The 21,538-nt window shown below is 39.6% G+C and carries 16 protein-coding genes and 1 other annotated feature; of the genes, 1 reads left to right on the top strand and 15 read right to left on the bottom strand.

Features of this window, described 5'->3' with window-relative positions; translation table 11 throughout:
- Positions 1-35 precede the first annotated feature (35 nt).
- From P9Q65_RS06655 to P9Q65_RS06665, 3 genes are all read right to left on the bottom strand, one after another.
- Positions 36-1,730, bottom strand: a complete 1,695-nt coding sequence (locus tag P9Q65_RS06655) for a GGDEF domain-containing protein (RefSeq protein ID WP_304508587.1) — start codon at positions 1,728-1,730, stop codon at positions 36-38.
- Positions 1,731-2,050: 320 nt separating this feature from the next.
- Complete coding sequence (locus tag P9Q65_RS06660; protein ID WP_304508588.1) at positions 2,051-2,296, bottom strand: hypothetical protein; 246 nt, start codon at positions 2,294-2,296, stop codon at positions 2,051-2,053.
- A gap of 328 nt (positions 2,297-2,624) precedes the next feature.
- The gene (locus P9Q65_RS06665) at positions 2,625-4,721 is read right to left on the bottom strand and encodes a glutamine synthetase III family protein (RefSeq protein WP_304508589.1); all 2,097 of its coding nucleotides are present in this window, start codon (positions 4,719-4,721) and stop codon (positions 2,625-2,627) included.
- A gap of 436 nt (positions 4,722-5,157) precedes the next feature.
- Positions 5,158-5,400, top strand: a binding site (T-box leader).
- A 47-nt stretch (positions 5,401-5,447) separates the two neighbouring features.
- On the opposite strand from P9Q65_RS06665, the gene asnB reads away from it, so the two are divergent.
- Positions 5,448-7,022, top strand: a complete 1,575-nt coding sequence (gene asnB, locus P9Q65_RS06670; RefSeq protein ID WP_304508590.1) for an asparagine synthase B — start codon at positions 5,448-5,450, stop codon at positions 7,020-7,022.
- 88 nt (positions 7,023-7,110) lie between these two features.
- Here asnB and P9Q65_RS06675 read toward each other — a convergent pair whose 3' ends face one another.
- From P9Q65_RS06675 to P9Q65_RS06730, 12 genes are all read right to left on the bottom strand, one after another.
- Positions 7,111-8,181 (bottom strand): NAD(P)H-dependent oxidoreductase, encoded by a 1,071-nt coding sequence (locus P9Q65_RS06675; RefSeq protein WP_304508591.1) that lies wholly within the window; start codon positions 8,179-8,181, stop codon positions 7,111-7,113.
- Positions 8,178-9,371 carry a lactate dehydrogenase gene (locus tag P9Q65_RS06680; RefSeq protein ID WP_304508592.1) on the bottom strand — a complete coding sequence of 398 codons (1,194 nt, stop codon included), beginning with the start codon at positions 9,369-9,371 and terminating at the stop codon, positions 8,178-8,180. The genes P9Q65_RS06675 and P9Q65_RS06680 overlap by 4 nt, the downstream gene beginning before the upstream one ends.
- A 16-nt stretch (positions 9,372-9,387) precedes the next feature.
- Positions 9,388-14,238 carry a nicotinate-nicotinamide nucleotide adenylyltransferase gene (locus P9Q65_RS06685; protein ID WP_304508593.1) on the bottom strand — a complete coding sequence of 1,617 codons (4,851 nt, stop codon included), beginning with the start codon at positions 14,236-14,238 and terminating at the stop codon, positions 9,388-9,390.
- Between the two features lie 291 nt (positions 14,239-14,529).
- Entirely contained in the window at positions 14,530-15,939 is a 1,410-nt protein-coding gene (locus tag P9Q65_RS06690; protein WP_304508594.1) for a S1C family serine protease, read from the bottom strand.
- A gap of 270 nt (positions 15,940-16,209) precedes the next feature.
- Complete coding sequence (gene trpS / locus P9Q65_RS06695) at positions 16,210-17,214, bottom strand: tryptophan--tRNA ligase (protein WP_304508595.1); 1,005 nt, start codon at positions 17,212-17,214, stop codon at positions 16,210-16,212.
- A 69-nt stretch (positions 17,215-17,283) separates the two neighbouring features.
- Positions 17,284-17,508 carry a PspC domain-containing protein gene (locus P9Q65_RS06700; RefSeq protein ID WP_304508596.1) on the bottom strand — a complete coding sequence of 75 codons (225 nt, stop codon included), beginning with the start codon at positions 17,506-17,508 and terminating at the stop codon, positions 17,284-17,286.
- On the bottom strand, positions 17,505-18,209 hold the full coding sequence (radC, locus tag P9Q65_RS06705; RefSeq protein WP_304508597.1) for a RadC family protein: 705 nt from the start codon (positions 18,207-18,209) through the stop codon (positions 17,505-17,507). Before radC ends, P9Q65_RS06700 begins: the two co-directional genes overlap by 4 nt.
- Before the next feature lie 3 nt (positions 18,210-18,212).
- The gene (locus P9Q65_RS06710) at positions 18,213-18,689 is read right to left on the bottom strand and encodes a DUF402 domain-containing protein (protein ID WP_304508598.1); all 477 of its coding nucleotides are present in this window, start codon (positions 18,687-18,689) and stop codon (positions 18,213-18,215) included.
- A 27-nt stretch (positions 18,690-18,716) separates the two neighbouring features.
- Positions 18,717-19,007 (bottom strand): putative quinol monooxygenase, encoded by a 291-nt coding sequence (locus P9Q65_RS06715; RefSeq protein ID WP_304508599.1) that lies wholly within the window; start codon positions 19,005-19,007, stop codon positions 18,717-18,719.
- 169 nt (positions 19,008-19,176) lie between these two features.
- Positions 19,177-19,572, bottom strand: coding sequence for a (deoxy)nucleoside triphosphate pyrophosphohydrolase (locus tag P9Q65_RS06720; RefSeq protein WP_304508600.1), 396 nt, complete (start codon positions 19,570-19,572; stop codon positions 19,177-19,179).
- A 12-nt stretch (positions 19,573-19,584) separates the two neighbouring features.
- Positions 19,585-19,890: a hypothetical protein gene (locus P9Q65_RS06725; protein WP_304508601.1), complete on the bottom strand. Its 306-nt coding sequence runs from the start codon at positions 19,888-19,890 to the stop codon at positions 19,585-19,587.
- A gap of 114 nt (positions 19,891-20,004) precedes the next feature.
- On the bottom strand, positions 20,005-21,243 hold the full coding sequence (locus P9Q65_RS06730) for a DNA polymerase Y family protein (protein WP_304508602.1): 1,239 nt from the start codon (positions 21,241-21,243) through the stop codon (positions 20,005-20,007).
- Between the last annotated feature and the right edge of the window lie 295 nt (positions 21,244-21,538).

The raw sequence follows: 21,538 nt of genomic DNA on the forward strand, positions 1-21,538 counted from the left end.
AATTCCTTGGTAACCTTGGTAACACTTACAAAAACTTATGTATCACAATTTCTTTTACTAACATACATTTTGGCTTCCCTTGCAGCTTTTTTTCCTTCCTTGTTTTGATACATAAAAGCATCTGCCATTTGGAATGCTTCATAAACATCGTTTCCCTGTGTATCCCCCTGGAAAGCCATTCCCCAAGATGCACTTAAATTACAGTTCCCTTTCATATTATTATGGGTGATTTCCTTATTCAGCCTTTGCAAATAACTTTCCAGCTCTTCCCGCTCCCCCCTAAGAACAACTGCAAACTCATCACCGCCAATACGAAAGCAATTCCCGATTTCTGAAAAAACCTTTTGGATGCATTCGGCCATACCACAAATCAATTGGTCCCCCATCCAATGGCCATAGGAATCATTGGCAAATTTCAATCCATCCACATCCAAAACACAGATTGCATTTTCTATTCTTTCATCAGGCTCCATTTGCTCCAATTCCTTAAGCCTCATATCAAAGGCATATCGGTTTCCAAGCTGTGTCAACGCATCGGTGTAAGCGGCCTTCTTATATGCCGCCGCTTCCATTCCCATTTGAATCAACACCATATTTTTGTCCATTTCCCCTTTTAGAATAATCACCAAAGCCAGTAATGTTCCAATACGAAGTAATAATGCACTGTCGTACTGATCAGACACATAAAAGTAAACAATATTAAGCATTCCAAAAAAAAGAAATACACCAAAGCCTAGAAATAAAAATTTGGATTTATTACAAGAATGGTTGCAAATACATTGCACCATGGTATACACAAGTAAAAGCATCTCCAACAAAAGAATACAATGTGAAACAGGGATCCATTCATAAAAATCAACTAAACCAAGAGTTTGGACAAGCACCATTACAAAAAAGTTAACTCCGGCTACCACACACAATAAATTATAAAGCCATTGTCTTTTTGGTTGCAAGGCATTACTTAAAAATAATAGAGACGGAATAGGCATCAGCGCAACAGACAGAAAAACCATTTGATAATTCATTAATACATTGCCACAAAAAAATTGAAGAAACCTAGCTTCACCCAAAAACCAAATCCCCAATAAAAGGGCAAACAGACCTAGATATATTAAATTTGCAGAACGGCGAATTTTATAGATATACATCCCATAAAAAATCAAAACCAACGCAAACAATAACACCAAAACACTCATAAACGCTGCCATTACATAAGTTTCTGCTATATGAAACAATATAGCACTTTTACTTCCCATCATTACTTCACTCAGCTTCTCACTATTTTGCTTGTAAACTGACACTGTTGTAAACTTCACCACCTGCCCAGCTTGAATTTGTGGCAGTGTAACAATATTCCATGCGTTGCCAGGGGTTTGGGGAAAGGTTGGAATATCTTCCGCTTTTTCAAAAGAATAGATAACTTTATCATCCAAAGAAACAAAAACTTCTTGATGGGAAGATCGAAATCCTAAACAAGTACCTGCCGGTACCTCTTCTTGGAAAGTTCTATATATTGTAAAAGGCTTTCCCGAAGCATATGGAATTTTGCCGGGCAGGGTAAATTCTCCATCTTGTCCATCCGCTGCTTCAAAAGACCATCCATCATTCATAAAAGTAATTTTCTCTTGATTTAAGTTTAATTTTCTTTTATCAAACAAAAGAGAAACTCCACAAATTAAGAAGCTTACTGCCAATGCTACAGATAAAACCCCAATCATTATCCTTCTCATAAACCATCTCCCCAATCAGGTGAAGCAAAAAATAATTCGTAAGCTAAAATAAAAAATATTATCTATTTTATCATATTTTTCTTTATAAAATATAAATATTTTTAAAAAAACATCCTATTCTTAACAAAAAAATAGGATGTTTTACATAAACTCGGTCTTCTATTTTGCTGTCAGAACAATCTCTTGTCTTTTTTTATTCAAAAATTCTTAAGAAATAGTCTAACAAAACTCCACAAAATGAAAACATTTACAGCTTTTAATTTTCCAGGACTTTCTCTAAGAAAATCCGTACAAAAATATATTATTCAAAAACAATACCATCATCGGGAATTTAAAAGAAACATTGCTTTTTCTGTAATACCCGTAACAATGTAATCGGCACCACAACATAAATCAATTTCAATTACTTCAATATAACCTTGGTTTCCTAAAATCGGAATGGCTTCCAACAATTCTGGCATAGTTAAGGAATCACTCAGCTTCATGATATCCGTTAAATCCAACTCTTTACCATTGATACAGTGATCTTGCACAATTTTTAAAATCTCTTTCTGTTTTTCATTCACATTGTACCCCTCCCTATTTATACAGTATACCATAAAACAAGGGAAACCTAAGTATCTATTTATAAAAAATACTAATTTGGAGTATGGATTTTTTTCAAAAAATGTCGTATCTCTAATCAAAAGGGTTTAATCCCCATCTCTTTTTTAGAAATATTGCCTTCTGCATAAAGAAAAAGCCCCAATCACCAAAACCTTGCAAAGCAAATCTTACAAGAAGTAATCGGGCTATTTCAAAAAGTACTGACTATAGGGAACTCCCTTAAGTATCTTTTATATCTTTCGAAAGGATCTGGTTTCTAACAAGAAATCTATACCTCCCAAACGTCTATTATAATACGCTGAATAACAATTCACCATAAGTAGGGAAAGGCCAATATTTTTCGCCAACCTCTTCCTCCATCTGATCTGCAACCCTACGCAACTCCTCCATAGCAGGAATCACTGCATTCTTGTAATGTTCTGCCTCTGCCTGACCGTCTCCGATTTCTTTTGCTTTTGTCAAAGTATCCTGAAGTTTCTTGATTTTCTCAACAAATTCAGCACTTAAATCAGAAAGCTCCATAACCAAACCTTCTTCACTTTGGCAATTCATTGCAGTAGAAACCTGTCTTTTCAAAGCAACAGTCTCTGCCAATTCCTTTACATAAGCACTGACAGCAGGTAAAATACTCTTCTTTGCAAGGTCTAACATAGTCAAAGCTTCGATATGCACTACTTTCACATAACCTTCTACCAAAATTTCATAGCGGGAATGAATTTCCTCTTTTGTTAAAACACCATGCTTTGTAAAAGCAGTAACATTTTTCTCTTTCAAGTAGTAAGGTAAAGCATCAACCGTTGTTTTCAAGTTCAAAAGACCTCTTTTTTCTGCCTCCACAACCCATTCATCAGAATAGTTGTTGCCATTGAAAATAATACGATTGTGTTCAATGACAGTCTTACGGATTAATTCATTGGCAGCAGTGGCAAAATCTTTGGCAACCTCAAGTTGATCCGCAAACTGAGACAACTCCTCCGCAACAATGGTATTTAATATAAAGTTAGGGCAAGCAATGGAAACAGAACTGCCTAACATACGGAACTCAAATTTATTTCCGGTAAAAGCAAAGGGTGAAGTTCTATTTCTATCTGTAGTATCCTTGAAGAATCTAGGCAGAACATGAACACCAACTTTCATCATTTCTCTGTCCTTACCTGCATATTCCGCACCGCTTTCAATGCTATCCAATACTGCCTGCAAATCCTCGCCCACAAACATGGAAACGATGGCAGGAGGTGCTTCATTGGCACCCAAACGATGATCATTGCCAGCGGAAGCAACAGCAACACGCAGCATATCCTGATATTCGTCCACCGCCTTAATCAAAGCTACTAAAAACAGCAAAAATCTTGTATTTTCCGCAGGAGAATCACCGGGTTCCAGTAAGTTTGCACCTCTGTCTGTAGAAATAGACCAGTTGTTATGCTTCCCGCTGCCATTTACGCCATCAAAGGGCTTTTCATGCAAAAGACAAACCAGATTATGCTTATCAGCAACCTTTTTCATCAATTCCATAGTAACCTGATTGTGATCACAGGCGATATTTACTGTTGTAAAAATAGGCGCCAACTCATGTTGTGCAGGTGCAACCTCGTTATGCTCCGTTTTTGCCAAAATACCCAGTTTCCAAAGTTCTTCGTTTAAATCTGCCATAAATGCCTTTACTCTGGGTTTGATGATACCAAAATAATGATCATCTAATTCCTGTCCTTTAGGGGGCTTTGCGCCAAAAAGGGTTCTGCCGCAGTAAACCAAATCCTTACGCTTTAAGTAAACGCCCTTATCAATCAAAAAATACTCCTGTTCGGAACCAACCGTTGTATTCACACGGCTTGTTTCTGTATCACCAAACAATCTGATCATACGCATTGCTTGCTTGTTAAACGCTTCCATGGAACGCAGCAATGGCGTTTTCTTATCCAAAGCCTGGCCGCCATAGGAATAAAATGCCGTGGGAATACATAATGTATTATCTTTAATAAACGCAAAAGAGGTTGGATCCCAAGCAGTATAGCCTCTTGCTTCAAAGGTAGCACGCAGTCCGCCGTTAGGGAAACTGGATGCATCTGGCTCACCTTGAATCAATTCTTTTCCGGAAAACTCCATAATAACCTGACCATTACCCACAGGAGCAATAAAACTGTCGTGTTTTTCCGCCGTAATTCCTGTCATAGGCTGGAACCAGTGTGTAAAGTGAGTTGTGCCCTTTTCAACGGCCCAATCTTTCATAGCATTTGCTACAATATCTGCTACTTCCTTGTCTAACCGCTTTCCTTCTTGCATTACCTTACACATTGTTTTATAGGTGCTTTTTGGCAATCTTTCCTTCATCACGCCTTCATGAAAAACCATTGAGCCAAATAATTCGGGAACTTTATTTTCCATACTTTCCAGCCTCCTTTATCGTCTTGTTAACCCTCATCTATTTGGAGGGGGCTGCAGACAAACGCTCAGTCATAAGAATATTAAAAAATCTCTTATGGCAATGCGTCCACCCGCAGCCCCCTCGCTGTGTACCACGTCATTATATGTTTTGCTTTGGTAACTGTCAACAAAAATATTAAACTGCAAAAAATAAAAAACGTAACGAAATTCACAGGAATGAATAAGGATTCCCTTCATTTTTAAAAAACCACTGTGCAATTTTCAGCCATTGGACATGCACATTTGTCTTTTTTGTCTCCATTTCTGTTGTGGAAAAGGCAATCCAGATGAAATTATTTTGTAAAAATAGATAATTGCATGTAATATTTATAAATTAACTTCCAAAAATTTAACTATTGACAGCAAAAACAAGGCAGTGTAAAATACACACAAATCGAAAACGGCGTTGAGGAAGACAAGTAATATAAAAAATCCGCCCCAGTGAGCAAAGGATAGTGGAAACTTTGTGTAGGGTTTTATATGAATAACACTTCTTAGCCTCAATCTGAACCTCCTTCGGGAGCAGTAGGTGAGACGATTTGTTCCTCGTTACGGAACACGGGTTTATTGGAACCCAGAAAGAGACTGTTTATTACAGTAATTTAGGTGGCACCGCGGATGGCAGCTATTCGTCCTAATTTTTTATTAGGATAACTAGCTGCATAATACATTCGGAGGTGTTTTTTTATGTGTTCAATTATGGGTTTAGAAAAATTACAAGATTTAGAAAAAGTGATGGAATGCTTTGAACGTACCATATCAAGAGGGCCGGATATGTCTCGCACCCTTAAGGTTGGAAGTGGAATGCTTTGCTTTCACCGCCTTGCCATTATGGGATTGACAGAAAGAGGCATGCAACCCTTCACCTATGACGGTGATGCTGTGGTTTGCAACGGAGAATTATATGGCTTTCGTACCATGAAAGAAAAGCTGGCTGAAAAATATACCTTTGTCAGTGAATCTGATTGCGAAATCATCCTGCCTATGTATCGTGAGTTTGGTTTGGATATGTTTAAAATGCTGGATGCAGAATTTGCCATGATCCTTTATGATGGCAAAAAGGATTCTTTGATTGCCGCAAGAGATCCCATTGGTATTCGTCCTTTGTTCTACGGTTATTTAAAAGATAGCTCTATTGTGTTTGCCAGTGAAGCTAAAAACTTGGTAGGTTTGTGCGAAGAAATCACACCTTTTCCTCCCGCCCACTATTATGCCGATGGCGAATTTGTTCGCTACTGCGATTTAACAACAGTGGAAACTTATGCCACAGATGACTTGGAGGGTACTTGCACAAAAATTCGTGAATTATTGGTAAAGGGCATTGAAAAAAGATTGGATGCCGATGCACCCTTAGGCTTTTTGTTAAGCGGTGGTTTAGACAGCAGCTTGGTTTGCTCCGTTGCAGCAAAAGTATTGAAGAAACCTATCCGTACCTTTGCCATCGGCATGGCAAAAGATGCCATCGACCTGCGCTATGCAAAAGAGGTTGCAGACTATCTCCATTCTGAGCATACAGAAGTCATCATTTCCAGAGAGGATGTTTTGGCGGCATTGGATTATGTTATTTATACCCTTGGCACCTATGACATTACCACCATTCGTGCAAGTATGGGCATGTACCTTATCTGCAAAGCAATTCATGAGAAAACAGATGTAAGGGTTTTACTCACAGGGGAAATTTCCGACGAACTTTTCGGCTACAAATATACAGACTTTGCCCCCTCTCCAAAAGCCTTTCAAGAAGAGGCAAAAAAACGTGTGGAAGAACTTTATATGTATGATGTTTTGCGTGCAGACCGCTGTATTTCTGTGAACTCTTTGGAAGCAAGGGTTCCCTTCGGTGATTTAGACTTTGTTCGTTATGTCATGTCTATTGACCCTGCCATGAAGCAAAACACCTTTGGTATGGGAAAATACCTTCTGCGCCATGCTTTCGAAGGAGATTGGCTGCCCCATTCCATTTTATATCGTGAAAAAGCAGCATTCAGCGATGCCGTTGGACACTCCATGGTAGATGATCTCAAGGAATACGCAGAATGTATTTGCTCCGATGATGAGTTTGAAGAAAGAAGAAAAATATACGATTTTGCAACACCTTTTACAAAAGAAAGCCTGTTGTATCGTGAAATTTTTGAAAAATACTATCCCGGTCAAGGAAAGATGGTAAAAGATTTCTGGATGCCCAACAAGGAATGGGAGGGCTGCAATGTAAACGATCCCTCCGCTCGTGTCCTTTCTAACTATGGGGCAAGCGGAAAATAAAAATAACGAATCACTCTCCCGTTTCCTTAATTTCCAAGGGGGAGAGTGATTATAAAATAAGGAAAGAACAGGAAATGAATTTTCTCCTTTACCTATCCTTTGTCACCAAAGCCGCCATCATTTCTTCAGCAAAGATAGCGGCTCTTTCTTCAATCCCCTGTACTTTCAAAATGCTTGCAGGGTCGTTGGCCGTTTCTACCATAGAAAATCTAGGAGGTAAGCGGAATGTTTTATTCATGCTTAATGCACTAATGAGCTGTTCCGCTACAATATCACCGCCGCTATAGCCGGAAACCACAATAGCAAACAAATACTTTTGGTAAAATTGGTTTTTACGGAACAATGCCGTCAGACGGTTGATAAACGCCGTAATGTTAGCACTCAGAGCATCATTATAATTTGGTGCAAGAATCATCAGCCCATCGCAAGCCAGAATTGCAGGATAAACCTCTTTGGCTATTACTCCACCATAATAACAGCTGGACTTCTCGCTAAAGTGCATACACATACGATAGGGACAACCACTGCAATCCTGTATTGTCCCGTTTCTAAGCGAAATCTCCGTAATTTCACAGTGCTCCAAACGCCCTTTTATCATATTCCAAAGGCCTGCTGTATTGGAGGTGCTGTAATTGCTGGCATGCAGTACAAGGATTTTGGCCTGTTTTTTCGGCAAAGACCCATACTCCATCACCCGATTCACCATTTCTTTTGCGGAAATATGGTATGCCGAGAGATTATCCGTTTCTAATCTCATGGCCTGAATATTATAGTTAAGCAAGTCTTTTGTTCCCTCCACCATGGCTCGCCCAGGAAAAGAGCAACCACCTTTGTTTGCCGTAAACATAAGCACTCTGGCAACGGATTTTGTATATAACTCGCTTTCTCCATCAACAATAATTCCCCCCACACTTCCTTCAAAAAAAGTAGGGTCTGTTCGCATTTTCTTTAGAAAACGATAATATTCCAAGTTGATTCCGGAAATACCCAAAGGGATTGCGAAAATAATACGACGGTTTTGCAACGAACCAAAGTCATCTACTGTTTGAATAACCTCTACTTCATAGGGCTCCAAAACTTCTTTCAGCAAGGCAAAAAGACGTTTCGTTCTGATGGCATCCTCACAACGGGGATAGACCAAGGTCAACCTTTGTTTCATTTAATCCCCTCCAGTCCGTGGAAGGCTTTTTCCAGCCGAGCATACAATTCTTTGGGTAACGGCAGACTTTCCATTTCCAATCCCCAAGGTGTTGTGCGGTTTTTACATCCCATATATACCCCGCCCAGATAGTTTGAGCTGTAATGCCATTCCCCCCTCAGGGTTAAAATTAAGGAAATTGCCGCCGAAGAAATTGCCGGAGCCACATACGGTTTAAACCCCAGCTCTCTGGTACGCAAATTCGCATCAATGGCTAATTGAGTTAATTCCCTTGAAAGAACATCATCATAATCCTCTATGCTATTGGCAATAACCAAATCCTGTCCATGGGGGCCATAGGCTCTGCCCTCTTTTAAAAAGGAAGAAAAACGTTCCTCTTTTTTTGCATAATAGGCAGCACGGGCATTCATAACGCCCAAACCATAACCTTGGATCTGTTCAGGGCGCAACCCTTTCCCATCAAACTCGCCTTTCTCATCGGTATTGCTTGCCAAAAATGCAGCCTTGCATAATGGGTCCACCGGATCTGAAACCACAGCAAACAATCCTTCAAATCGACTTTCTCTGGCTTTTTTTGCAAAAATAGAAACAATCCCTTTGTTTGCTTCAAATTGTACCATACGGACATCCTTTACCTGGGAACCCACAGGAGGAATCCCTTTTGAGGCACAAAAAACGAACATATCGCAATCAAAAAGTTCTTCCTCTTTTAAAATAACTACCTCAGGCAGTCTAGCATAGTCCCAAGGAAACGCTGCCTGATTCAGCTCACTTTCCCATCTTTTGCATACATTCTCATTCACATCATAAATACCCAAGGTATGAATACAGTCACCGCCTAATAGCTTTAGTGCTGTTAAAACTGTACTCCCCACATCCCCAAGGGCTAAAAGGTGTACCCTTTTTTTCTTTTTAGCAGCTTTTTCCAGACGATCCTTCCACTGTGATACCGTTCCCCAATTTAAGTTTACAATGGTTGCATTTCCTTTTTCCAAATCCGCGGAAAATTTTTCTTTTATTTCTTTGGAAAGGGTTTGGCTTTTCTCCTCCAAAGCGTTGCGATCAAGGCAAAACAAACCCTCTCCGCAGGCAAGCTGACCCATATGGGTAAATTTAAAACAGCCTTTATTTTTCTCCCCGGGGAATAACACCGGAATCATCACGCCTTGTTGTAACTCATATCTTTCCATCTTCTTCACCCCTTCTTTACTTCACCAAATGTTTCAGTCGTACCAATCGCTCGATATCGTTTTCCACATAAACCGATGCCGGCAAATGATAATCATATTTGATACTGCTTCCGTGATCAGGGCATCTTGGTGAAATGACTACTTCATTTAATCTATCTAAGGTTAAACTGCGCTCGAATGCCCTTTGATATTCCATCTCTAAAGCCTGAAGAATGTCCCTAGAGTTTTGCAGACAAGTCATAGATAAATCGTAAATTGCCTCCTTGGATGCACCTGCAATAAATCCAGGCATCACATATGGTAAAATTAAGTTTACCGAATCTATCATATTGCTGACTTTACCTCTTAACTTTTCCACGCCGTCTCCGCCAATAAATGGATACATGGAAGTCTCCACGAACCATGCTTTTAGGCAAGGGATAAAATAGGCACTTTCCACCTGCCTACCTTGGATTTCCATTAAATCTCTTCCTCTCCCTGAAAGTACCCCCACAACAATGCGATCAATACTCACAGCTTCCTCTTCAAATAGAGGGTTTAGCTCACGAATACGATAGCCCTTGTGCAAAAGGTCATCTACCAAAATAACAGGACGGCGGAAAGATTTAATCATACGCACCTGACAATCCAGAGGCAGATATTGAGGAAACTCTTTGATTTTAAAAGATTTTATCTCTCTGTCAAACTCTTTTTCCGTATGCAAAACTTTTGTCACTGTATTAGGAATAATAATTCCCTTTAAAATCTTACCAAAAGGAACGCACATATTAGGCCCCAGGCTACGTTTATAAGTAGGCTCCTTGGGCACGCCGTTTGCCTTAGTAATTAACTCAATCAGACGATTGTGCATCATACCTGCATCAAAGGAAATCACCAATTCTCCCGGTCTCAGCTTTGTAAGTGCCCTTTGGAAACGGTAATGGGTTTCCTGAATGGTTTTTAAAACTCTCTCGTTGCTGTTAAAGGGTTCTTTGATTGCGGTTTGAATATTATGATAAAGAGTAATGGGGCTTTTCATATCCACGACATAAATATCTCTGCCTGTATTTTTCAAAAGCTTTAAAAATCCCTGCCGCTCTAATACATCCCGAACCTTTTCTGTGATAACACCCGATCTTAGACTGAAAACACCATAGGTATAGTCCTCTTTTAAGGCCTTGGCTATGGATTCAGTAATTAGAATCTGTTCCAAATCCGTGATTTTAGAGTTATCTCTGGTATAGCAAGCCTCAAACAAAATAATTTTCCCCGAAGTATTTTCCCGAACATAGCTTGCCGTGTCAATATTTTCAAATTCACTGTAAAGTTCGGAGGTGGCAATATGGCGGTAAACCATAATTCCATCGGGTTTTCCCCAGCCAAATTTGTCGAAAACAACGGTCATGCCACTTCCCGGTCTATGCAGTGCATCCAAAAGGGCAGTTACCGCTTCAGGGTGAATGCTGCTTCCAAAAATCACACCCTCAGCTTCCTCCACCTGAGAATAATGGGAAATTTCCACCGCCTTTGTTTCCAAAAGCTGTTTGTATTGAGGTTCTCTTAGATAAAGGCTGTTTTCATAAATATAATTCTGTGCCACTGTATCAATGAGGTTAGAAATATCACGGTTATGGTCAATATTTTCTCGGATCCTGGTGGAACTGACATCTTCAAAATGGGTAGGTAGCTTCAACTCCAAAACCTCATTTTGAATAGAATCATAGGAATTTTTCCCCTTTTCTTCAACTTCATCATCTGTTTCCCTTAAGAAAAGGATATGGGGGAATGTTTGTATGGAGTCTTCCGCAGGCTCAATTTTGTAGGAAGATGCATTTTGTACCACATCACTGCCTGCAACCATATACACCTCTTTCCCGGGAAACAGATCTCGCAAACGCTTCAAATCCTCAGGATTTGCAATATTTACAGGCACATTTTCGGGGAAAAGATATATATTTTCCTCGTTGGCTACAGACATATTGATAATCCGCCGTCTAACCATATGGGGCTGTGTTTTTTTGGACCAAGAAAATTCATCAATCGCCAAATAAACGATAAAGCCCAAGTCCCGAATTTCCTTAGCAATTTCCTTATGCCCTAAAGAAAAAGGATCAAAACTGCCTGGAAAAAAAGCAACCTTATTGGGTTCTTTGAAGGAAAAACTACCTTTTATAAACAAATAATGGCTAATAAAACGATAAATAGCATTCCATCCTGCCGTATCATTAAAAAATCCCAGTTCCGAGTTTTCAACCTTTTCCGTTAAAGTAACCAACTTCTTACTGATAAAAGCAAAAATATTTTTCTTTTCTCGCAAGGTAAGCTCATTATTGCCGAACAATTCATGGCCCACCACCCAAAAAGCTTCTCGGTTTACGTTGGTATGATAGCTGGCAAACCCGCTTAATATCATCCCCAATATCTTCTTCTTTCTTTCTTCATAAATAGAAATATACTCAGGAAACCTTGCACTGTATTTTTCATAATGGCGAACCATAACGCCTAAAGTGTCCAAGGCAACACTGGCAATGCGCTCGTTGGTACTGCATTGCAAACGGTGAATATCCAACAAAAATTCATTTAATTCCTTAGGGTGTAAATACATCACATATTCCCCCAAATATTGAGGAATATATTTTGAAAATTCAAACTCACCAACTTCAAGGCCCTTTGTCAACTCTATGGCCACCTCATTTCGTTGATCCCAAGAGAGTAACGGTGCAAGCTTTACTAAGGTTTCCCCTGCAAAATGGCGAACGGTCACCTGTTCACTCACCTTTAAAAGATTGGAAAGATGTGTTGCCACATGTAGCTTTGGCATAGTGATACCCAAACGAATGCGCTCATATAAAAGTTCCATGTTAACGATCTTTATTTTCCATGGCGTTGCAGATTTCAAATTTTCCAAGAAAATATCGGAAACCACTCGTTCGTCCTCAAAAATACGGTGGAAGGAAACCCCTCTGATACTATCCTTAATTCCGTATGCCTCTCCAATCATATACAGCAAAAACTCAAGGCTTACGTTGCCTTTGATTGTTACCCGCTCTACAATTTGCATTACACAGTCAATCTGCGTGGAATTTTTAGAAAAATCCCCAGACATATCCTTTAAATTTTGAAGAATCGCTGCACGAATTTCCAAAGAATCATTATGCGCATATTTTAGCATAAAGGAAAGCAAAATTTCCTGTTCCTCCTCCCCCAATAGGCTCTGGGGCACAGAAGGCAAAGTGTCAATGAGGATAAACGCCGTATCATCAGTCCAATCAGTGGTTCTATAATAATCTAAAACAGAGGCAATATATTTGTCTCTTGCCTCTTCCTTACAATTTTCCAACAAAGAAGTAACTACCCTTTTCAAACCATAGCCCAGCCAGCGGCGATGCCTGTCAATCATTTTATGATCAGGTATAATAATCATATGCAAATATTTTTCCCACATATCGAAGCTGGAAACCTCGTCAAGAACAATATCTACATCCGCAGGCAGCTCCTTGCCATACTCAATATCGTAACGGGCAATCATATTTCCCAATAAATCTCCCGCTTGACGACGAATGTCTCCCTCTCTATGCACCATCAATTCATAAAGAAAACTAATGGACATCTGCTTCTGTTTTTGATTCATATAAGTAAAGTATTCAGAGAAAATGTTCAAATATGCCCTGGAATTTTTCCAATCTCTGGCACTTCTTGCCGTCTCCAAAATTACTCCGAAGGATGCCTCTCGGCTTAATTTATGCATCAGGCGAATATTATGATCTACAGCAATATTTTTAAATACATCTACCATTTCATTAATATCCAATAGCGCTAATTCCTTATGGCAAACTTCACTTAACGTATCTTGGGTTAAATCGGTATTCACACCAATGGAATGCATGTATTGTTCAAAGTCCATCAAACGGGAGTACACATGTCGATAACGATTTTCCTTTGCTTGATCCACATTATCCAGCTTGTCCAAAATAACACGAAAGGACTCTTCCAGGGAATACATCCCCATAATTTCTTTCCCGTTTTCAAAGCCTTTGCTCTTTACACGAAAATCGGCATAGATTAAAATCAAAGATTCCACCGGTAGATTTTCCAGCTCTAAATCCCATGTGGAATGGTTTGCGGCAATATGTCCAATATCCGAAAGATTGTTGTCCTTAAACCAAACATCCGTATAATAATAATGTAAATAAGGAATCCGCTTAACTTCATTATCCTTGCAGCCGTACTTTCCTATATCGTGACCTGCCGCGGCACCGGAAATCAAGCCCAAATCAACAGGAATCTTCGCCTTTGCCAGCTGCCGCCCAATGTGCATAGAAATATAATGCACCCCTGCAACATGGGCAAGGGTATCAAAAGGCGTCGCCTCACGGCCGATTCGCATAATTTCATAAACATACTGTTCTTGGAAACAACGAATAAACCTTTCATATTGGGTTTCGTAGGGACTGTTTTCCATTTCCTCCGCTGTTGCAAAAGCAAAATCCCTATGAATGCCAAAAGGTAAATTTTCTCTTTCACATACCAAAAAAACACGTAAAACCTCTAAATAAAAAAGCACTGCCCGTCGCTCGTTTGTTTCAAGGACAATATCATTTCGATGGGGATAAATCTCTTTGATTAAAAAACGGAAACAATACGTCAACCACCCCTCTTTGGGCACTTCTCTAGCCAAAGCGGTCAGTGCTTTTTCACAATAGGAAAGGACTTTCTGACAGGAAATTTCCTCGTCCTTTATAATTTCACCAATTGCCTCAAGCCAATATTCCTTATCCAAAAATGAAATCATTGTCTTTTTTTTAATTAATGTCTTTCTAAGAAAATCTTTATTGGTTAGGGCTGTGAAAAGCCCTTTATATATTGCTGCACCTCGTTTTTTCTTCATAAGCAGCCTCCCTTTTTCCCTCTTTTTTCAATTTTAACACTACGTCCCCCTCCTTTCAATAGGCGAGATATTTTTACAAAGTGCTATAACAAAATAAATTCTCTTAAGGTTAAAAAATAAAGATCATATCACACTATTTTTACACAAAATGTAATTTTTTAAAACAACCTATTTTTTTGACTTGCAAAAAAATTGAAATGAAAAAAAAGCCTTATTGCAAGTTTTCCAAAAAATCATTGCAATAAGGTTTTTCTCAAAAAGTACTAATGAAACAAATACCTAAAATCTCTATCAGTTTACACCATTTTTATCTGCAATCGTCAGCTTTAAATCATGACCCGTTTTACCATCTCTAACAACATGGACATCTACGGTATCCCCTACCTTCGTTTCGCCAACAACTTTCACCAAGGAATCCATATCCATAACAGTATTTCCGTTGAAGCTGGTAATAATATCGCCTACCATAATTCCGGCTGTTTCAGCAGGTCCACCTTCCGTAACCTCCATAATCAAAGCACCTACAGGCAGTTTATATAGGTCAGCATTGTCAGTAGTAATGCTTGTGCCTTTAATACCGATATAAGGTTTCGGCTGGGTTCCGTTTTCCAATAGATCCTCTACAATAGGTGCAATGACGTTGCTGGGAATGGCATAGCCCATGCCCTCTGCCATGGAAGAGTTATACTTTGCCGTATTAATACCAATTACTTCGCCTGTACTATTTACTAAAGGACCACCACTGTTGCCACCGTTAATTGCAGCACTGGTCTGTAAAACGGTAAGTTCATTTCCCTCAACAGTAATGGTTTGCTCTGTCATACTAATCATACCATCCGTTGCAGAAAGCCCCATGCCCATTGCATTTCCAATGGCAATTACGCTATCTCCCACTTCAAGGCTATCAGAATCACCAAAAGAAGCAACGCTGACGTCCTTCACGCCTGCACTTTTCAAATCATCCCAAGAAACGGTGATAACCGCCAAGTCAGACTCGCTCTTTGTTCCCACTACTTTTGCAGGAACGTTTGCACCGTCTTCAAAGGTGACATAAATGGACGTTGCCCCATCAACTACATGGTTATTTGTAGCAATGGCAATCTTTTCATCATCAGAATAAAAAATAACGCCGCTACCCATACCGTTGGACTCATAGGGTACGCTAAAGGAGCCAAAATATTCTGCTGTACCTGAAACTTTCGTGGAAATGCTGACTACAGATGGTTTCACGCTTTTTATAATATCCACTGCAGATGATCCCGCAACACTGGAAGAAACCGTTTGCGCCACAACCGGCGTTTTCGTTACCGTAGGTTCATCATCAAAATAATACTTTGCCGCCCCATAGCCTGCACCTATACTTGCACCACCTGCAACACTGACAACTAGACAAGCAGCAATAAATTTGCTCCAATTGTATTTCTTCTTTTTCGGTGTTTTTTTCACCTGCTCCTCGTAGCGGTACTCCCGAACAGAGGGGCCATCCCCCGTTCCTTCCGTTTCCTTCTCATTCTCAAAAGAACTTTCCTGTCCAACTGTCTCGTTTGCCATAACCGGTTCTTCTTCTGCAAATGTTGTCTCCTCTGCAGAACCATCTATTATTTCAGGCGCTGTTTCCCTTTCCCTTTGTTCATCTTCCATATTGGAATATTCAACTTCTTTATTTTTATTGTATAAATTCTCTTCTTCATTTTCAAACATATCAAAAACCTCCGTTCATTTTTTATAGATATGAGTATAACGCATCCTTTTGAACAAAATATGAACGAGAAATAAATAATTGGTTAATTTAACGAATTATAGAAAGAAATTTTTGCCATCAAGAAAAGGATATTTCTAAACGGCTTTGCATTTTACTGATAAACAGGCCTCTTCCCCGTTAATATGAAAACCGAATATTATAATTTTATAGATGTTTTTATGGTTATTTTCCGGAAAGTATACCTGAAAAGGTCACACTCTAACCATAGGTTAACGGATTTTAGCGGGAAAACCAACCTTTTTTTGTACCTTTGTTAAGGTTCTTTCGGCAATACGACCTGCCTTTTCTGCACCGTTTTTAATCACACCATCCAGATAATCCTTGTTTGCCTCCAATTCTTTCACACGCTTTTGTATCGGCTCCAGCTTTGCCACCACTGCTTCACCTACCGCCATTTTAAAGGAGCCGTAGCCGGCATTGGCAAATTCTCTCTCTGCTGCCTCAGGAGAATTCCCTGTTACTGCACAGTAAATACCCAAAAGATTGGAAATGCCAGGCTTGTCTTCACCAAAACGCACCTGATTGTCTGAATCTGTCATTGCACGTTTGAATTTATTCATAATAACTGCAGGTTCGTCCAGCAGTGCAATGGTATTATTCTTGTTTTCATCGGATTTGGACATTTTCTTGGTTGGCTCCTGTAATGCCATAATTCTTGCCCCAACCTTCCCGATGTACGCCTCTGGAACTTTAAAAACATCACCATATATACCATTAAAACGTGTGGCAATATCTCTGGTGATTTCCAAATGTTGACGCTGATCCTCACCAACAGGCACCAAGTCCGTCTGATACAACAAAATATCTGCCGCCATCAAAACAGGGTAAGTAAATAGCCCCGAATTAATATTATCGGCATGCTTAGCAGACTTATCTTTAAACTGAGTCATTCTGCTTAATTCACCCATATAGGTATAGCAATTCAAAATCCAGCCTAATTCTGCATGTTGAGACACATGAGACTGATAGTAAATAATATTTTTTTCGGGATCTAATCCAACTGCGAGGTATTGAGTCAAAAGATCCCTTGCTTGTTTGCGTAACTTTGCGGGATCCTGACGTACTGTAATTGCATGCATATCTACAATGCAATATAAGCAATCATAGTCGTCCTGGAGCTTTGTCCAGTTATTGAGTGCCCCCAAATAATTCCCTAAAGTAATCAGCCCAGAAGGCTGCATACCGCTAAAAATTCTTTTTTTCACATCTGCCATGTATTTTTCTCCTCTCTGCATTACAATGAAAAAGGTGGCCTGTGGAAACTCCCCAGTGCCACCTTTATTTTACTCTTTTTCTTTATATTCACCATCAATATAGCCTGTATCCACAGGGATAATACATACACAAATGACATATGCCAAAACACCAAAGAAAACCACCGTAAATAAACTTGCCAACACCCAAAGCAAACGAACCAGTGTAGGATCAATATCAAAATACTCTCCAATCCCGCCACATACACCGGAAATTTTTACATTTGTACTGGAACGATATAATCTTTTTGTCATAACTTTCCCTCCATAATTTCTCTGTTTAATAATTTATTCTCCAAAAAGCTAAAAGTTGTGCTGTCTGCTACAATAATATGGTCAATCAGTTGAACCTCTATTGCATACAAAAGCTTGCCCAGCTTTGTGGTAGTTTCTATATCCTCAAAGGTAGGTTTGCTGCTACCCCCGGGGTGGTTATGGGTAAAAATCACCGCCGAAGCTTGTAATTTTAAAGCAGCCTCAATCACAACCCTCGGGTGGATTGCCGCAGAATTTACCGTACCCTCTGCAATTTGCACCGTATTGATTACCCGACGCTTGTTATCTAGGCAAACTACATAGAAAAACTCCCTGTTTTTGTATGCCATTAGGGATTTGCAGTATTCAACCGCAAGGCTTAATGAATTTAGCATAGGCCGATCACGCCACCGGGCTTGAATGCAGCGTCTGCTCAATTCCTTTTGCAAAGAAATCAATATTGCTGTATTCTTGCCTACGCCGCAAAGGCGGGAAATATCAATAGGCTCTGCCTCCACCAAAGTGGGTAAAGACCCAAATTCTTGAATCATTTTATGGGCAAGGGGGTTGGTATCTCCTCTGGGCACAGCATAATAGAGAAGCATTTCTAAAAGCTCATGATCCTGAAAGCCTTCGCCGCCCTCTTGTAAAAAGCGCTGTCTCATTCGTTCCCGATGTCCCACATGGATATCCGCTTCCATAAACTACCCCTCAATTTCCAAAAATCGTATTAACGCAGCAAAGCCATTATTATAGATGATTTGTAAAAGGGCATCTAGGCGTCTTAAGGCATCCTTAACATTTTTTTCGGAAATAGTCCCGTTTTCAAGGCAATCAGCCAGCTCTGCCAAATCAACTACCTTCACAAAACCGTTTTCAAAAACAATGACATCTGCCAATAAGTCACTGAAAACATACGAATTTTCCTCTTCATTATACACTGTATCAATAATATCGCAATAGTAATAAGCCAGTTCATTTTTTTTAGTTAAAAATTTGCTTACTTTATATCCCTGTTTCAAATAATAGCAGGAGAACCCATGGTTAAAGTTATCCTTTGGGCGAAAAGCATACCATTTTGTAATAATCTTTTCGTCATCTTGATAAAGAATTTCATCATCCTTTAAGCAGATTGTTTCATTTGGAATAAAACGCTTACGATAGAGCTTTAAATCACTCAAATTCTCACCTATCCTCATCTAAAAAGCTTATTCAAATGTCACAACATCGCTTTGAATCAAGTGGGAATCTTCCCTTAATCCCTGCATCTGGGGTACATAAGTTTTAAAATAGTCTGAATTTTTGTGGGCTTCCACAGCCTCTTGATCCCTATATTTTTCCACAAAAAAATATACGTTTTCCTCCATTTTATCCTGAACCAAATCGTAAAAAATACATCCCGGCTCTTTTCTTGTTTCTGTAACCATCTTTTTGGCAACCTGTAAAAATTCAGCTCTGTTCTTTTCTGCTACAACACTTTTTGCAATTAAAACAATCATGCCCTCAGTCCTTTGTAATTATAATTATTTGATTTTATTATATGAAATTATACCATAAAATACAAGAACGGAGCTTAAAATCAAACAAATTATTTTATAATTCTTTATTAACATTGACTGATGTAGTGGCTTTCTTATATTTATAAATAAAATGTCATGTTTTCATCCTTCACCTATACGGCAGCCCAAATTCCGCCAAACGGCATAATATTTCTTCATCAGCAGGGCAAAAGGCAAACTTCGGAATTTCCTCAACCTTAATCCAACGTAAATCCTCATGCTCTAACAATTGAGGAATTCCTTGAGAAATTGTGGACCAAAATAAGGTAAGGGCTATGGTAATATCGGGATAACCATGGGTTACTTCCATAAAAACCTCTCCCACATTTATCTGAATGCCTAACTCCTCTTGACATTCTCGAATAAGAGCCTCCTCTTTGCTCTCCCCATCCTCTCTTTTACCGCCAACAAATTCCCATAAAAGTCCTCTTTTTTTATGAGCCGGCCGCTGACAAATTAAAAAACGATCCTCTTGGCAAATCAAAGCCGCAACGACCTCTGTCATAATCTTCACCTCTTAACCGAAATAGTCACACTCACAAAGTAAAGCCAAACATTGATTCACCTCGTTATCTTCAAACAAAACTGCATATTCCCCTTTCACAATCAATACTTCCATAGATAAATCCAATCTATTGTTCTTTTTGAGAATTTCAAAATTATCAGAACAACCATTTCTATCTAAGGCTCTGCGTGCAACGGAAACACCACCTCTTTCTTGAAGATTTTTCAAATTTCTTACAGGATTATAGCCCTCCATTCCTTGGGCTTCTTTTTCTTTTTTCATCCACTCTTCAGAAAATTTTTCTTCTAACTCTGTCATTTTCCTTCCTCCTATTTTTATCATCCGGTATTCTGCTTTTTTCCTGCATTAAAAAAACCTTCTTCATGATTTTCCTATTGTGCATTCCCCATACCGTAACATTCTTTAATTCTGCTATTTTTTCCTTAAATGATTGATTTTCAAGCTTCCTCCACCATAAGCAGGCTCTACGCCCCCAATAAAGGTGGATCGCATCACCGTTTCCCTTCCATATTTCCTACGAAGATGATCCATAGCCTCATCTGCCTGTTTTTGTTTGCTCCAGTCCTCCTCTAAAAAAGAAAGCTGAATACAATCGTCACTGCAAAGATGACCTGCACGGATGCCCAAATGACGGATGGGTTCTTTTTTCCAAGCCTCATCAAAGATTTTTTTCGCCGTCTCATATACCGCATTCGTACAATCAACGGCATTCAGCAGTTTTGTTTGATGGGAATATACTTGAAAATCCGTTGTTTTAATTACCACACCGATTTCCCTTGCAGAAACCTTCCCCCCACGCAGGCGCATGGAAACGGTCTCCGCCAAAGAAAGGAGTATTTTGTATGCTTCTTCCCGTTCTTCAACATCATAAGGGATGGTTGTGCTGTTGCCGATACTCTTAACCTCCTGCACTGCCTCTGCGTAGGCAACCTGGGTATCATCTATTCCGTTAGCATAAGCGTTGAGCATTCTGCCATAACTTTTAAACTCCTTTTCCAAAAGAGCCACAGGATACCTGGCCAATTCCCCAACGGTGCGTATCCCCATCTTTTTTAGGCGTGGCGCAGTTCTTCTGCCCACCATAAACATTTCCTCTACAGGCAACGGCCACAGCTTCTTTTCTAGTTCATTAGGGTAAAGGGTTATGATTTTATCCGGCTTTTCCAACTCTCCCGCCATTTTTGCCAAAAGCTTGTTGGAACTGATGCCGATATTTACAGCGAAGCCCAATTCCTTCTTGATATGCGCCTTTAGTCTTTTTGCACCTTCCAAGGGAGAGCCAAAAAGTTGTTCCATTCCAGTATAGTCAAGAAAAGCCTCATCAATACTAAAAGGCTCAATGCGATCAGAGTATTGGGAAAGAATGCGAAACATTTCTTCTGAATTTCTTGTGTACAAAGAAAAATCCGGGGAAACACAAATTAACTCCGGGCACTTTTGCAAAGCAAACCCTTTCGGCTCTCCCGTTACAATCCCATATTTTTTGGCAGGGATACTTTTTGCAAGGATAATCCCTCGACGGCTTTCACTGTCCCCCGCAACAGCCGAGGGAACGGTACGCAAATCCAGCATACTGCCTTCTTTGAGCAACTGCACAGCACTCCAACTCAAAAAAGCACTGTTTACATCAATATGAAAAATTGTTCTCAAGCAGTTCCCTCCTTTTTTAATGCAAGTTCTTGGAACTCTGTCCCAAACCCTACAAGCGGGTCAAGCACTTTTGCTCCGCAAAAGCTAGCAAGTTTGTAGCCGCCCTGTCTCGGGCGGTGCAGTTTTGTAAAGGCTTGACCGAAACTTTACATAAAAAAATTTACATTTTTGCTAAAAAGCAATCACTCGTTTCGCTAGGAAAACACGTAGCCTTGACTTTTTGTTTATTTACTCTAGTATACCATGAATAAAACAGAGCTTCAATTGTATCAAGTCTGTCGAAAACAAATGCTTT

The organism is Anaerotignum sp., assembly GCF_030625865.1.
In the GTDB taxonomy this organism is placed as follows: domain Bacteria; phylum Bacillota; class Clostridia; order Lachnospirales; family Anaerotignaceae; genus Chakrabartyella.

What these genes read in the sequence shown, in the direction of transcription:
- P9Q65_RS06655 (WP_304508587.1), bottom strand. Translation starts at nt 1,730, where the DNA reads ATGAGAAGGATAATGATTGGGGTTTTATCTGTAGCATTGGCAGTAAGC.
- P9Q65_RS06665 (WP_304508589.1), bottom strand. Translation starts at nt 4,721, where the DNA reads ATGGAAAATAAAGTTCCCGAATTATTTGGCTCAATGGTTTTTCATGAA.
- asnB (WP_304508590.1), top strand. Translation starts at nt 5,448, where the DNA reads ATGTGTTCAATTATGGGTTTAGAAAAATTACAAGATTTAGAAAAAGTG.
- P9Q65_RS06675 (WP_304508591.1), bottom strand. Translation starts at nt 8,181, where the DNA reads ATGAAACAAAGGTTGACCTTGGTCTATCCCCGTTGTGAGGATGCCATC.
- P9Q65_RS06680 (WP_304508592.1), bottom strand. Translation starts at nt 9,371, where the DNA reads ATGGAAAGATATGAGTTACAACAAGGCGTGATGATTCCGGTGTTATTC.
- P9Q65_RS06685 (WP_304508593.1), bottom strand. Translation starts at nt 14,238, where the DNA reads ATGAAGAAAAAACGAGGTGCAGCAATATATAAAGGGCTTTTCACAGCC.
- P9Q65_RS06690 (WP_304508594.1), bottom strand. Translation starts at nt 15,939, where the DNA reads ATGTTTGAAAATGAAGAAGAGAATTTATACAATAAAAATAAAGAAGTT.
- trpS (WP_304508595.1), bottom strand. Translation starts at nt 17,214, where the DNA reads ATGGCAGATGTGAAAAAAAGAATTTTTAGCGGTATGCAGCCTTCTGGG.
- P9Q65_RS06700 (WP_304508596.1), bottom strand. Translation starts at nt 17,508, where the DNA reads ATGACAAAAAGATTATATCGTTCCAGTACAAATGTAAAAATTTCCGGT.
- radC (WP_304508597.1), bottom strand. Translation starts at nt 18,209, where the DNA reads ATGGAAGCGGATATCCATGTGGGACATCGGGAACGAATGAGACAGCGC.
- P9Q65_RS06715 (WP_304508599.1), bottom strand. Translation starts at nt 19,007, where the DNA reads ATGATTGTTTTAATTGCAAAAAGTGTTGTAGCAGAAAAGAACAGAGCT.
- P9Q65_RS06720 (WP_304508600.1), bottom strand. Translation starts at nt 19,572, where the DNA reads ATGACAGAGGTCGTTGCGGCTTTGATTTGCCAAGAGGATCGTTTTTTA.
- P9Q65_RS06725 (WP_304508601.1), bottom strand. Translation starts at nt 19,890, where the DNA reads ATGACAGAGTTAGAAGAAAAATTTTCTGAAGAGTGGATGAAAAAAGAA.